The sequence below is a fragment of the Pseudomonas sp. A-B-19 genome (genome assembly GCF_019947515.1).
Classification (GTDB): Bacteria; Pseudomonadota; Gammaproteobacteria; order Pseudomonadales; family Pseudomonadaceae; genus Aquipseudomonas.
In genome coordinates this window covers 220,978-235,048 of the sequence record NZ_JAGYGN010000001.1, presented here as the reverse complement: position 1 = coordinate 235,048, position 14,071 = coordinate 220,978, and the positions used below count along the sequence as shown (strand labels likewise).

The following is a 14,071-nucleotide window of genomic DNA, read 5'->3' as shown; positions in this document are numbered from 1 at the left end:
TTGCGTTCAGCGCATCACGCGCCGAAACCGCCGTCAATGGTCAGGCTTGCACCGGTGATGTAGCCAGCCTCGGGACCGACGAGGTAAGCGACGAAACTGGCGATTTCTTCGGCCTTGCCGTAGCGGCCCACGGCCATCAACGGGATCAGGCTCTCCGCAAAGTCACCGTGGGCCGGGTTCATGTCGGTGTCGACCGGACCCGGTTGCACGTTATTGATGGTGATGCCTTGCGGGCCGAGATCACGGGCCAGGCCTTTGGTCAGGCCCACCAGTGCCGACTTGCTCATGGCGTATGGGCCGCCACCGGCGAAGGGCATGCGGTCGGCATTGGTGCTGCCGATGTTGATGATGCGTCCGCCTTCGGTCATGTATTTGGCGGCGGCCTGGGTGGCGATAAACACGCTGCGCACGTTGATGGCCAGGGTCTGATCGAAGTCTTCGAGTTTGAACTCGGCCAGCGGTGCGACGGCCAGTACGCCGGCATTGTTGACCAGGATATCCAGGCGACCGAAGGCGTCTACCGTGGCGGACACGGCGCCGCGAATGGCGTCGGCATCGGCGCTGTCGGCCTTGATGGCCAGGGCCTTGCCGCCTTTGGCGGTGATGCTGTCTTGCAGTTCTTCAGCTTTCGCGGTGGAGCTGACATAGGTGAAGGCAACGGTCGCGCCTTGCGCAGCCAGGCGCTTGACGATGGCTGCGCCAATGCCGCGGGAACCACCTTGAATCAATGCCACTTTGCCGCTGAGGTTCTGAGTAGTCATGTCGATCTCCAAGTCCCGAGGCGAGATGTCCCGGTTGATGGAGGCTAGTATCGATTCAGGATTCCATGCTGTGTAGACCGTAATTGCGATAGTCTGTGTAAACCAAAAGTTTATAGTGGCGCCTATGGAAACCTTCAGCAGTATCGAATGCTTTGTGCGCAGCGCTGAGGTCGGCAGCTTCGCCGAGGCCGCACGGCGCTTGAGTCTGACACCGGCAGCAGTCGGCAAAAGCGTTGCCAAACTGGAGGCGCGCCTTGGTGTAAGGCTGTTCCAGCGCAGCACCCGCAGCCTGACGCTCACGGAAGCCGGCCAGCTTTTTCTCGGCGAAGTCAGCGGCAGTCTGCACACCATCCAGAATGCCGTGGCCAATCTCGCCAGTGCCGGAGGGCGTCCAGCCGGAACATTAAAAGTCAGCATGGGCACGGTGTTCGGGCGCTTGTACATCGTGCCATTGCTCGGGGAGTTTCTGCGGCGCTTTCCGGCAATCAACCCGGACTGGCATTTCGACAACCGACAGGTCGACCTGATTGCCCAAGGCTTCGACGCCGCGATTGGCGGCGGATTCGAACTGCCTCAGGGCGTGGTGGCGCGCAAGCTGACACCGGCCCATCGCGTGTTGGTGGCTTCCACCGAGTATCTGGCGGCGCGGGAGACAATCGTCGAGCCGGACGATCTCAAGTATCACGATGGCATCCTCATTCGCTCGCCGCAGACCGGTCGCGTGCGTTCCTGGCAGTTGACCAGTCGTAGTCAGCAACACAGTCCATTGACCCTCAAGGCGCGGATGACCATGAGCGATTCGGAAGCTGCCTGCGCCACGGCGACCCAGGGTTTGGGCATTGCCTTGGTGAGCATGCCGTTTGCCGTGGGTTATCTGGAGGTGGGGACGTTGCAGCGGGTGTTGCCGGACTGGTATGTCGACGACGGCAACATTTCTGTCTATTACGCCGAACACAAACTGCTGCCCGGCAAGACCCGGGCGTTTGTCGATTTCATCATTGAGCAGTTTGCCGAGCGGGGGTTGGGGCAGAGGTTCAGTGCGGTTTGAGTCCGGCTCCAGACCGCGGCGCGGCTATCGCGGGCAAGCCACGCTCCCACAGGGATTTCACAAGGTTGGGATCAAGACTTGCTGATGATGTTCCCCGCATGCAAGCCGCATTCCTTCTGCGTCGCCTCTTCCCACCACCAACGGCCTTCGCGCTCATGCTGGTTCGGCAATACCGGGCGGGTGCAGGGTTCGCAGCCGATGCTGATGAAGCCGCGCTCGTGCAGGCTGTTGTACGGCAGTTCCAGCATGCGGATGTAACCCCAGATCTCTTCGCTGGTCATTTGTGCCAGCGGATTGAACTTGTACAGGGTGCGCTCCGGGGTGGAAAACGCGGTGTCGATTTCCATCACTGCGACGGCGCTGCGAGTGCCCGGGCTCTGGTCGCGGCGCTGGCCGGTGGCCCAGGCTTTCACGCCGGACAGTTTGCGGCGCAGCGGTTCGATCTTGCGGATGCCGCAGCATTCGCCATGGCCGTCCTTGTAGAAGCTGAACAGGCCCTTTTCCTTCACGAAGGGTTCGAGTTTGGTGTAGTCCGGCGACACCAGCTCGATGTCGATCTTGTAGTGCTCGCGCACCTGATCGATGAAGCGGTAGGTCTCGGGGTGCAGGCGACCGGTGTCGAGGCTGAACACTTTGACGTTCTTGTTCAGCTTCCAGGCCATGTCCACCAGCACCACATCCTCGGCACCGCTGAAAGATATCCACAGGTCATCGCCGAATTCGGCAAACGCAAGCTTCAGGATGTCCTGGGCGGATTTGTTGGCATAGGTCGTGGCGAGTTCCACGACGTCGAACGTTGGGCTCATCAGGGCGGCTTCCTACAGGTCGGTGGCGCTGGGCGCTCTATATAACGCCGATGGTAACAAAAAGCTGCACGGGCAGGGGCATCCTCTGCGTTGCGCAGGCAGGCCCGAATCGCTAGAGTTTGGCAGGTTTTATGCTCGCTCGACTCAATAATCAATACAAATGGGAGTGTCTTGTGGAAATTGCCTGTCTGGATCTTGAAGGTGTGCTGGTTCCGGAAATCTGGATCGCCTTTGCCGAAAAAACCGGGATCGAATCCCTCAGGGCCACCACCCGGGACATTCCCGACTACGACGTGCTGATGAAGCAGCGTCTGCGGATTCTCGACGAGCACGGCCTGAAGCTCTCAGACATTCAGGAAGTAATCGCCACGCTCAAGCCGCTGGACGGCGCCATCGAGTTCGTCGACTGGCTGCGCGAGCGCTTCCAGGTAGTGATCCTGTCGGACACCTTCTATGAGTTCTCCCAGCCACTGATGCGCCAGCTGGGCTTTCCGACCTTGCTCTGCCATCGTCTGATTACCGACGACAGCGGGCGCGTCACTGGCTACCAGTTGCGTCAGAAAGATCCCAAGCGTCAGTCGGTCCTGGCCTTCAAGAGCCTCTACTACCGGGTGATTGCGGCGGGGGATTCCTACAACGACACCACGATGCTGGGCGAGGCCGATGCCGGGATTTTGTTCCATGCGCCGGAAAACGTGATTGCGCAGTTCCCGCAGTTCCCGGCGGTGCATACGTTTGAAGAGCTGAAGCAGGAGTTCATCAAGGCTTCGAACCGGACCTTGAGTTTGTAATTGTCTGAAATGACGCCTTCGCTGGCAAGCCAGCTCCTACGAGAACTCTGCGATCCTTGTAGGAGCCGGCTTGCCGGCGAAGCTTTCAGAGGTTTTGCAGGGTATCGAGCAACACCTTCACTTTGGTGATCGATTCCTGATATTCGGCCTGCCACTCCGAGTCCGCGACAATCCCGCCACCGCCCCAGCAACACACCTGCCCGTCCTTGACCAGCAAACTGCGGATGGCGATGGAGCTGTCCATTTCGCCACGCACGTCCAGGTAGACCAATGAACCGCAATACAGTCCGCGTCGGGTCGGTTCCAGCTCATCGATGATCTGCATGGCGCGAATCTTTGGTGCGCCGGTAATCGAGCCGCCGGGGAAGCTGCCGGCGATCAGGTCCAGGGCGTCGCGGTCATCCGCCAGTTCACCGGTGACACTGCTCACCAGGTGATGCACGTTTGGATAGCTTTCCAGGCTGAACAACTCCGGCACTCGCACTGAACCGGTGCGGCAGGTCCTGCCGAGGTCATTGCGCAGCAGGTCGACGATCATCAGGTTTTCCGCGCGGTCCTTGGGGCTGGCCAGCAGTTCGGCGGCGTTCGTGGCGTCTTGCTCAGGCGTCAGGCCCCGAGGTCGAGTGCCCTTGATCGGACGGGTTTCCACGTGGCGCTGGCTGACTTTGACGAAGCGCTCCGGTGACAGGCTGAGTACGGCATCGCCGTCAGGCAGGCTCTGGAAACCGGAAAAAGGCGTCGGGCATGCTGCGCGCAATGCGCAATAAGCGGCCCACGGATCACCCTGGCAGGGGGCGCGAAACCGTTGGGCGAAGTTGACCTGGTAACAGTCGCCGGCCTGAATGTATTGCTGGATGTGCTCGATGGCCTGTTGATACTGGTCAGCGCTCAAGTCAGCAGTCATCGGGGTGAGCAGTTTGAAGGGGGCGACCACTTGCGGTGCAGGCTGGCTGAACAGATCGATCAGGCGCTGACGCTCGCTCTCCGGCAGAGTCGGGTGAAACACCAATTGGCTGGTCAGCGAAAGGTGATCGCTGACCAATGCCCAGCCGTACAGGCCGAAACGCGCGTCAGGCAGTTGCAGGTCGTCCCGTGCCTGGCTCGGCAGGCGCTCCAGATGTCGGCCGAAGTCGTAACTCAGGTAGCCGATCAACCCACCGGCAAATGGCAACTCATAATCTGCGGGCAAATTGGCTTCGCCCAGGCGTGTCAGATTATCGCGCAGGCGTTGCAGGAAAGCGTCGCCAGTTTCGTCGGGCGATACCGTCAGTTGTTCCAATGGCCAGGCGCTGAGCAGGTCATAACGACCGCGCTCGGCGCTTGGGCGGCCACTGTCGAGCAGCACGGCGCCGGGGGCATGGCGAATTGCCGCGAAGTATTGGGCGGGGTTGGCGCGATAGGGCAGCGGGTGTACGGAACAGGTCAGCATGGGCGAGGGAAGTCAGCCATCGAGGCGGGGTGGCGATTGTAGTCCCCTCGGGGATTTGCTCCTAGAGGGGGATGTCGATTGGATGATGCAGTGACTGGAAGTACGTCTTCGCTGGCAAGCCAGCTCCTACGGTATTGATTGTCGATGGCTGACCACCTGTAGGAGCTGGCTTGCCAGCGAACGCTGCAACTCGGTTTCGGATCAGCATTCGACCGCAGGAATATGCCCAAACATCTCCTGCACAAACGCCACGCGCTCTTTGACCGACTCGGTCACGCCACGAGCCTTCAGGTCTTCCAGTCGTGCTTCCACCGCATGGGTACGCAATGTCAGCCCGCAGTCGTTGGCAATCTGTATATTCAGCCCCGGCCGGGCGTTGAGTTCAAGAATCAGCGGGCCTTTTTCCTGGTCCAGGACCATGTCGACACCGATGTAGCCCAACCCGCACAACTCATGACAGCCAGCGGCGAGTTTCATGAAACCGTCCCAGTAGGGCAGTTGCACGCCATCCACTGCGTTGGTGGTGTCCGGGTGTTTGTTGATGATGTTGTTCAGCCAGGTGCCGCGCAGAGTCAGGCCGGTGGCCAGATCCACACCGACGCCGATTGCGCCCTGGTGCAGGTTGGCCTTGCCATTGGACTGGCGGGTCGGCAAGCGCAGCATGGCCATCACCGGGTAGCCCATCAAAACAATGATGCGAATGTCCGGCACGCCTTCGTAACTGATGCTCTTGAAGATCTGGTCCGGAATCACGCGGTATTCGATCAGCGCCCGGTCGCGGTGACCGCCCAGGGAATACAGGCCGGTCAGGATGCTGGAAACCTGATGCTCGATTTCTTCATGGCTGATGATCCGGCCGGACACCGAGCGATAGCGGCCTTCAAAACGGTCGGCGATGACCAGGATGCCATCGCCGCCAGCGCCCTGGGCCGGTTTGATCACGAAGTCGCGGCGTGTGCCGATGATCTCTTCGAGATTGTCGATTTCTTTCTCGGTGGAGATCACGCCATACAGCTCGGGCACATGGATGCCGGCGGCGATGGCGCGCTCCTTGGTGATGATCTTGTCATCGACGATCGGGTACAGGCTGCGCTTGTTGTACTTGAGCACGTAGTCTGCGTTGCGCCGATTGATCCCCATGATGCCCCGGGCTTCCAGGGCCTTCCAGGTCTTCCAGAAGCCGAACATCAGGCGTCAGCCTTTTTCAGGAAAGCCTTGAAACGCACCAGTTCGGTCAGGCGATAACCGCGATAACGCCCCATGGCCAGCATGAAACCTACCAGGATCAGCAGGATCGCCGGGAAGGTGAACACGAAGTACACCAGCTCTGGCACGGTCATGATCAGGTGCGCCAGGGATGCGGCGAACAGTGTGCCAATGGCCACTTTCATGGCATGGCCGCCGCCACGTTCTTCCCAGGTGATCGACAGGCGTTCGATGGTCATGGTCAGGATCACCATCGGGAACAGCGCCACCGACAAGCCGCGCTCCAGGCCGAGTTTATGGCTGAACAGGCTGATGGCCGCGATCAACACCACCACAAAGGTCAGCACCACCGACAGTCTCGGCAGCATTTGCAGCTTCAGGTGTTCGAGGTAGGACCGTAGCGAGAGCCCCAGTGCCGTGATGATGGTAAACAGCATGATGCCGAAGCCGAGCTGGGTTTCGCGGAAGGCCAGGGCGATCAGTACCGGGGTGAAGGTGCCGAGGGTCTGGATGCCGATCAGGTTGCGCAGGATCAGGATCACCAGCACGCCGATCGGGATCATCACCATGATCATGAAGGTCTGTTGGGTTTGCAGCGGCAGGCCGTACAGCGAGTACTCGAGGAAGTTGGCATCGGTGTTTTCGTCGGTCAGCTTGGCCAGACGAATGGCGTTCATTTCGCTGTTGTTCAGGCTGAAGGTCACGTTGGCTTTCTTGCCGCCGTCGACGGTGATCAGGTTTTCGTCGCCGGTCCACCACAGCAGGCGGTCTGCAGGCAGGCCCTGTTCACCGGTTTCCGGGCTGAAGTACAGCCAGTCGGTGCCATTGAAACTGCGCAGCCACAGTTCCGGTATTTGCGGCTGGTCGGCCACCAGACGGATGGTGTGGACCTTCTCGATCGGCACGTGGGCGATGGACAGCAGCAACTCGACGATTTTTGCCTTGTGCGCGGTGGACGGATCGCCGGCCAGCAATAGCTTCACGTTGTCGTCGTTGAGGTTGTTGACCCGCTTGATGGATTCGCCGACGAAGGTTTCGACGTCGGCCGAGTGTTGGCGAATCGGTGCGAGCAGCGCTTCGGCGGCGATTTTTTCCGGACCTTCGATGGTCATGCTGTCGCGAAAGGTCGGGCCTTTGATCTTGGCTTTCTCACCGGAATAACGCTTGGTCAGCACCAGGCGGTAATACAGCGTCTGATTGCCTTTGGCCCGGCGCGCCGACCAGGTGACCTTGCGGTTGCCGTCGACCCGGTTCACTGCCACGCCGTAGTTATTGGAGATGAAGCTCTCGTTGAGGCTGACGAAGTCGCGGCTCAGTGGTGGCACGAACATCTGGATCTTGACCGGGTCCTTGGCACTGGCGACGAACTCGACCTTGGCGTCGATGTTCCACAGGTCGTCGGTTGCGTCTTCGGTCACCGGGATGCCCAGCACGAAGATCTGATAGGCCGTAACTGAAATGCCCAGCACCACCAGGATGGCGATCAGCAGTTTCAGATGAAGGGTAAGAGAGCGCATTTGAATTACTCGGCGGTATAAGCGTCGGTGGTGCAGGCGGGTTTGCCGGCAGCATATTTAAGGCTGGGGTCGACCAGTGCATCGAAGCGCTTGAGGGCTTCGGAGCCTATCAGTAACGGGTATTGGAAAGCGCTGCGGTCGGTCAGGTTCACTTCGATGCTGCGCAGGGCCGAGCCCATGCAGATGTCCAGTTCGATCACCGGGCGGGCAGTGTACTTCTTGCCTTCCTCCGGGTCGTAGTCGCCGGCCCGGCGCTTGATCTTGCTGACACGGGCCAGCGGGCGTTCGATCGGGTGCGAATGGGCGGTGTCGATGGCCAGATAAAAACGCACCCACGACTCGCCGTTGCGTTTGAAACGTTTGATATCCCGTGCACTCAGGGATGCGGTTTTTGCCCCGGTGTCGAGTTTGGCCGCCACTTCCAGGTCGATGCCATTGAGCGATGCGTACTCATTGAGGCCATACAGGGTCTTTTCCCCGGCCATTGTAAAACCGGGCAGGCAAAGGAAATAAAGGAAGGCAGGGAAGGGCTTGAGTCTCATAAATCCTGGTGCGCAGCGGTCCGACTTGATTCAAGGCCCTGGCATCGCTGCGCAAGCTCCCTCGTATGCCTGTCAGGTTTTTATGACAGGCAGTGCAGATGCGACAAACAAATGCGGGCGGCATTCTAGCACGGTAGTTTGATGGCGCCAGCGCTGGCCGGTGGCTATAAACAGAGGGATTGCTTCGTTGTGGTGCAGCCGGTTATCAGAAGATTGTCGACAATATCGATTTAACCTTTGACTGTTTTGTCTGTATTCGTTAGTTTTTGCGGCACTGGCTCACAAGGTGTCGACAATATGCTGGATCAACTCGAGCGCCCCGTTTCAACGCAAGACGATACGGAGACCCTGTCCGAGAACGTCTTCCGACGCATTCAGGCGGCTATCGTCAAAGGCGAGATTGCGCCGGGCAGCAAAATCTCCGAACCGGAGCTGGCACGCACCTACGGCATCAGCCGTGGCCCGTTGCGCGAGGCCATCCACCGTCTGGAAGGGCAGCGCCTGCTGGTTCGCGTGCCGCATGTCGGCGCTCGGGTGGTGTCGCTCAATCACGCCGAACTGATTGAGCTCTACGAAATCCGCGAATCCCTGGAAGGCATGGCTTGTCGCCTGGCCGCCGAGCGCATGAGCCTCGAAGAAATCGACGAGCTGCGTCGGGTCCTGGAAACCCACGAGCGCGATGAGGCGTTTCAGGCCGGGAGAGGCTACTACCAGCAGGAAGGCGATTTCGACTTCCACTACCGAATCATCCAGGGCAGCGGCAACCGCACGCTGACCCAAATGCTCTGCGGCGAGCTGTATCAACTGGTGCGCATGTACCGCATCCAGTTCTCCACCACGCCCAATCGCCCGCACCAGGCGTTTGCCGAGCACCACCGCATTCTCGATGCCATCGCCGACCGTGACGGTGAACTGGCCGAGTTGTTGATGCGCCGTCACATCGGCGCCTCCAAACGCAATATCGCCCGTCATTACCAGGACGGCGTCAACCCGACAGCCAAACGAGGTGAGTCATGAGTTTGAACAAGAGCACACCAGGCCAGCGTTTCCGCGATGCGGTCGCCAGCGAACACCCACTGCAAGTGGTCGGCGCGATCAACGCCAATCACGCGCTGCTGGCCAAGCGCGCCGGTTTCAAGGCGATCTACCTGTCGGGCGGCGGGGTGGCTGCCGGCTCCCTCGGCGTGCCTGACCTGGGCATCACCGGCCTGGATGACGTGCTGACTGACGTGCGCCGTATCACCGATGTTTGCGACCTGCCATTGCTGGTGGACGTGGACACCGGTTTCGGTTCCTCGGCGTTCAACGTCGCTCGCACCGTCAAGTCGATGATCAAGTTCGGCGCCGCGGCGATTCACATCGAAGACCAGGTTGGCGCCAAGCGCTGCGGGCACCGTCCTAATAAAGAGATTGTGAGCCAGCAGGAAATGGTCGACCGCATCAAGGCGGCCGTCGATGCGCGTACCGATGACAGCTTCGTGATCATGGCCCGTACCGACGCCCTGGCAGTAGAAGGTCTGGAGTCTGCCCTGGATCGCGCCGCCGCGTGCATCGAGGCCGGTGCCGACATGGTGTTCCCGGAAGCCATCACCGAGCTGGACATGTACAAGCTGTTCGCCAACCGCGTGAAAGCGCCGATCCTGGCCAACATCACCGAGTTCGGCGCGACGCCGCTGTACACCACCGAACAGCTTGCTGCAGCGGATGTATCGCTGGTGTTGTACCCGCTGTCGGCGTTCCGTGCCATGAACAAGGCCGCAGAAAACGTCTACACCGCGATCCGCCGCGATGGCACGCAACAGAACGTCATCGACACCATGCAGACCCGCATGGAACTTTACGATCGCATCGACTACCACACCTTCGAGCAGAAGCTCGATGCGTTGTTCGCCGCTAAGAAGTAATTGTAGGAGCAAGCTTGCTCGCGATGGTCGTTAACGATGACGCGGGGAAATTGGCACCCCGCGGTGTTCGGTCCACCATCGCGAACAAGCTCGCTCCCACAGGTTTTCCTGACAAATTCAAGAATACTGGAGACAAAAATGGCCGAAGCAAAAGTACTCAGTGGCGCCGGGCTCCGTGGCCAGGTAGCCGGGCAAACCGCGCTGTCCACCGTGGGCCAGTCGGGTGCCGGTCTGACCTATCGTGGTTATGACGTTCGTGAACTGGCGGCTGGCGCACAGTTCGAAGAAGTCGCCTACCTGCTGCTGTACGGCGAGCTGCCGAACAAAGCACAACTGAACGCCTACATCGACAAGCTGAGCAAGCTGCGCGACCTGCCGCAAGCCTTGAAGGAAGTGCTGGAACGTATCCCCGCCGACGCCCACCCGATGGACGTTATGCGCAGCGGTTGCTCGTTCCTGGGCAACCTGGAACCGGAGAACGACTTCTCTGAGCAGCACGACAAGACCGACCGCCTGCTGGCCGCGTTCCCGGCGATCATGACTTACTGGTATCACTTCAGCCACGAAGGCAAGCGCATCGATTGCGTGAGCGACGAGCCGTCCATCGGCGGCCACTTCCTGCACCTGCTGCACGGCAAGAAACCGAGCGAACTGCACGTCAAGGTGATGAACGTTTCGCTGATCCTCTACGCGGAGCACGAGTTCAACGCATCGACCTTCACCGCGCGTGTTTGTGCGTCGACCCTGTCCGACCTGTATTCGTGCATCACCGCGGCCATCGGCTCGCTGCGCGGCCCGCTGCACGGTGGCGCCAACGAAGCGGCGATGGAAATGATCGAGCGCTTCTCGTCGCCGGAAGACGCGATCAAAGGCACCCTCGGCATGCTCGAGCGCAAGGACAAGATCATGGGCTTCGGTCACGCGATCTATAAGGACAACGATCCGCGTAACGAGGTGATCAAGGGCTGGTCGAAAAAACTCGCTGACGAAGTGGGCGACAAGGTGTTGTTCCCGGTGTCCGAAGCCATCGACAAGACCATGTGGGAGCAGAAGAAGCTGTTCCCGAACGCCGACTTCTACCATGCCTCGGCGTACCACTTCATGGGCATTCCGACCAAGTTGTTCACACCGATTTTCGTCTGCTCGCGCCTGACCGGCTGGGCGGCCCACGTGTACGAACAACGTGCCAACAACCGCATCATCCGTCCAAGCGCCGAGTACATCGGCGTTGAACAGCGCAAGTTCGTACCCATCGAACAACGCTGAATGGTGGAGGCGCCGACACAGGTCACTGAATGAACCGGTGACCCTGTAGGAGCTGGCTTGCCAGCGAAGACGATTTGTCATTCAACCTTCATGTTGACTGATCCACCGCATTCGCTGGCAAGCCAGCTCCTACAGAGGTCCGTTTCAATTCAGGGCTGGTGCCAGGCCCCACCTTTTGTAACTACCGTGACCGAGTCCTGACGATGAACACACAATTCCGTAAACCGCTGCCTGGCAGCCACCTGGATTACTTCGATGTCCGCGCAGCGGTCGAGGCGATCCAGCCTGGCGCCTACGACACCCTGCCGTACACCTCCCGCGTGCTGGCGGAAAACCTTGTGCGTCGCTGCGACCCGGCCACGCTCAGCGAATCCCTGAAACAATTCATCGAGCGCAAGCGCGACCTCGACTTCCCGTGGTTCCCGGCCCGTGTGGTGTGCCACGACATTCTCGGCCAGACCGCGCTGGTCGACCTCGCCGGCCTGCGTGACGCCATCGCCCTGCAAGGCGGTGACCCGGCGCAAGTCAACCCGGTGGTGCCGACGCAACTGATCGTCGACCACTCCCTGGCCGTCGAGCGCGGCGGTTTCGATCCAGAGGCATTCGAGAAGAACCGTGCCATCGAAGACCGTCGCAACGAAGACCGTTTCCACTTCATCAACTGGACCAAGAAGGCGTTCAAGAACGTCGACGTGATCCCGCCGGGCAACGGCATCATGCACCAGATCAACCTGGAGAAAATGTCTCCGGTGATCCAGGTGCGTGACGGCGTCGCGTTCCCTGATACCTGCGTCGGCACCGACAGCCACACCCCGCACGTCGATGCGCTGGGCGTGATCGCCATCGGTGTCGGTGGCCTGGAAGCCGAGAGCGTGATGCTCGGCCGCGCATCGTGGATGCGTCTGCCGGAAAGCGTTGGCGTCGAACTGACTGGCAAGCTGCAACCGGGCATCACCGCCACCGACATGGTGCTGGCGTTGACCGAGTTCCTGCGCAAGCAAAAAGTGGTCGGTGCCTGGCTGGAATTCTTCGGTGAAGGTGCATCCGCGCTGACCCTCGGCGACCGTGCGACCATCTCCAACATGGCTCCTGAATACGGCGCCACTGCGGCGATGTTCTACATCGACCAGCAGACCATCGACTACCTCAAGCTCACCGGTCGTGAAGACGAGCAGGTGCAGTTGGTCGAGAACTATGCCAAGACCACAGGCCTGTGGGCGGACAGCCTGAAAGGCGCGCAATACGAGCGCGGCCTGACCTTCGACCTGTCTTCGGTTGTGCGCAACATGGCCGGCCCGAGCAACCCGCACGCCCGTGTAGCGGTTTCTGATCTGGCCGCCAAAGGCATCTCCGGCCAATGGGACGATGTACTGGGTCAGATGCCGGATGGCGCGGTGATCATCGCTGCCATCACCAGTTGCACCAACACCAGCAACCCACGCAACGTGATCGCCGCCGGCCTGCTGGCACGCAACGCCAACAAGCTCGGCCTGACTCGCAAACCATGGGTCAAGTCGTCCCTGGCACCGGGTTCGAAAACCGTCGCGCTGTACCTCGACGAAGCCGGCCTGACCGATGAGCTGGACAAACTCGGTTTCGGCGTCGTGGCCTTCGCCTGCACCACCTGCAATGGCATGTCCGGCGCACTGGACCCGGTGATCCAGCAAGAGATCATCGACCGTGACCTGTACGCCACTGCGGTGTTGTCCGGCAACCGCAACTTCGACGGGCGGATCCACCCATATGCCAAGCAGGCGTTCCTCGCTTCGCCGCCATTGGTGGTTGCTTACGCCATCGCCGGCACCATCCGTTTCGACATCGAAAAGGATGTGCTGGGCGTGGTGGATGGCAAGGAAATTCGCCTGAAAGACATCTGGCCGAGCGACGAAGAAATCGACGCGGTGGTCAAGGCATCGGTCAAACCCGAGCAGTTCCGTCAGGTCTACATTCCGATGTTCGCCATCCATGAAGATACCGGCCCGAAAGTCGCGCCGCTGTACGACTGGCGCGAAATGAGCACCTACATCCGCCGTCCGCCGTACTGGGAAGGCGCGCTGGCCGGTGCCCGTCCGCTCAAGGGCATGCGCCCTCTGGCGGTGCTGCCGGACAACATCACCACCGATCACCTGTCGCCGTCCAACGCGATCATGATGGACAGCGCCGCCGGCGAATACCTGGCGAAAATGGGCCTGCCGGAAGAGGACTTCAACTCTTACGCGACTCATAGGGGCGACCATTTGACCGCGCAACGCGCAACCTTCGCCAACCCGAAACTGTTCAACGAAATGGTTCTGGAAAACGGCAAGGTCAAGCAGGGTTCGCTGGCCCGTGTCGAGCCGGAAGGCAAAGTGATGCGCATGTGGGAAGCCATCGAAACCTACATGGATCGCAAGCAGCCGTTGATCATTATCGCCGGGGCCGACTACGGCCAGGGCTCGTCCCGCGACTGGGCGGCCAAAGGTGTACGTCTGGCGGGTGTGGAAGCGATTGCCGCCGAAGGTTTCGAACGCATCCACCGCACCAACCTGGTGGGCATGGGCGTGTTGCCACTGGAATTCAAGCCAGGTACCAACCGTCACACCCTGGCCATCGATGGCAGCGAAACCTACGACGTGATCGGCGAGCGCACTCCGCGTGCAGACCTGACGCTGGTGATCCATCGCAAGAACGGCGAGCGCGTCGATGTGCCGGTGACCTGCCGCCTCGACACCGCTGAAGAAGTGTCGATCTACGAGGCCGGTGGCGTGCTGCAACGCTTCGCCCAGGACTTCCTCGAAGAATCGGCGGTTGCCGTTTAATAG

12 protein-coding genes are annotated in these 14,071 nt (G+C 60.3%); 6 read left to right on the top strand and 6 right to left on the bottom strand.

Features of this window, described 5'->3' with window-relative positions; all coding sequences use genetic code 11:
* Positions 1–14: 14 nt before the first annotated feature.
* Complete coding sequence (locus KGA81_RS00900) at positions 15–761, bottom strand: 3-oxoacyl-ACP reductase family protein (RefSeq protein WP_223544177.1); 747 nt, start codon at positions 759–761, stop codon at positions 15–17.
* A gap of 124 nt (positions 762–885) precedes the next feature.
* Here KGA81_RS00900 and KGA81_RS00895 point away from each other — a divergent pair, with 124 nt between their 5' ends.
* A complete protein-coding gene (locus tag KGA81_RS00895; RefSeq protein ID WP_223544176.1) occupies positions 886–1,809 on the top strand; it encodes a LysR family transcriptional regulator in 924 nt (307 codons plus the stop codon).
* Positions 1,810–1,880: 71 nt separating this feature from the next.
* On the opposite strand, the gene KGA81_RS00890 is transcribed toward KGA81_RS00895, so the two are convergent.
* A complete protein-coding gene (locus KGA81_RS00890; RefSeq protein ID WP_008061755.1) occupies positions 1,881–2,615 on the bottom strand; it encodes a phosphoadenylyl-sulfate reductase in 735 nt (244 codons plus the stop codon).
* A gap of 173 nt (positions 2,616–2,788) precedes the next feature.
* On the opposite strand from KGA81_RS00890, the gene thrH reads away from it, so the two are divergent.
* On the top strand, positions 2,789–3,406 hold the full coding sequence (gene thrH / locus KGA81_RS00885) for a bifunctional phosphoserine phosphatase/homoserine phosphotransferase ThrH (RefSeq protein ID WP_108218929.1): 618 nt from the start codon (positions 2,789–2,791) through the stop codon (positions 3,404–3,406).
* An 85-nt stretch (positions 3,407–3,491) separates the two neighbouring features.
* Here thrH and pabB read toward each other — a convergent pair whose 3' ends face one another.
* The 4 genes from pabB to KGA81_RS00865 all read right to left on the bottom strand — a co-directional run bounded on the left by pabB (position 3,492) and on the right by KGA81_RS00865 (position 8,100).
* Entirely contained in the window at positions 3,492–4,835 is a 1,344-nt protein-coding gene (gene pabB, locus KGA81_RS00880; RefSeq protein WP_223544175.1) for an aminodeoxychorismate synthase component I, read from the bottom strand.
* 201 nt (positions 4,836–5,036) lie between these two features.
* Positions 5,037–6,023, bottom strand: a complete 987-nt coding sequence (locus KGA81_RS00875) for an alpha-L-glutamate ligase-like protein (RefSeq protein ID WP_223544174.1) — start codon at positions 6,021–6,023, stop codon at positions 5,037–5,039.
* Positions 6,023–7,558: an inactive transglutaminase family protein gene (locus KGA81_RS00870; protein ID WP_223544173.1), complete on the bottom strand. Its 1,536-nt coding sequence runs from the start codon at positions 7,556–7,558 to the stop codon at positions 6,023–6,025. Before KGA81_RS00870 ends, KGA81_RS00875 begins: the two co-directional genes overlap by 1 nt.
* 5 nt (positions 7,559–7,563) lie before the next feature.
* Positions 7,564–8,100, bottom strand: coding sequence for an ATP-dependent zinc protease (locus KGA81_RS00865; protein ID WP_223544172.1), 537 nt, complete (start codon positions 8,098–8,100; stop codon positions 7,564–7,566).
* Between the two features lie 297 nt (positions 8,101–8,397).
* On the opposite strand from KGA81_RS00865, the gene KGA81_RS00860 reads away from it, so the two are divergent.
* From KGA81_RS00860 to acnD, 4 genes are all read left to right on the top strand, one after another.
* The gene (locus KGA81_RS00860; protein WP_223544171.1) at positions 8,398–9,117 is read left to right on the top strand and encodes a GntR family transcriptional regulator; all 720 of its coding nucleotides are present in this window, start codon (positions 8,398–8,400) and stop codon (positions 9,115–9,117) included.
* Positions 9,114–10,004, top strand: coding sequence for a methylisocitrate lyase (prpB, locus tag KGA81_RS00855; protein ID WP_223544170.1), 891 nt, complete (start codon positions 9,114–9,116; stop codon positions 10,002–10,004). The genes KGA81_RS00860 and prpB overlap by 4 nt, the downstream gene beginning before the upstream one ends.
* A gap of 138 nt (positions 10,005–10,142) precedes the next feature.
* The gene (gene prpC / locus KGA81_RS00850) at positions 10,143–11,270 is read left to right on the top strand and encodes a 2-methylcitrate synthase (RefSeq protein ID WP_223544169.1); all 1,128 of its coding nucleotides are present in this window, start codon (positions 10,143–10,145) and stop codon (positions 11,268–11,270) included.
* Between the two features lie 203 nt (positions 11,271–11,473).
* Positions 11,474–14,068 (top strand): Fe/S-dependent 2-methylisocitrate dehydratase AcnD, encoded by a 2,595-nt coding sequence (acnD, locus tag KGA81_RS00845; RefSeq protein WP_223544168.1) that lies wholly within the window; start codon positions 11,474–11,476, stop codon positions 14,066–14,068.
* The last annotated feature ends 3 nt before the right edge of the window (positions 14,069–14,071 follow it).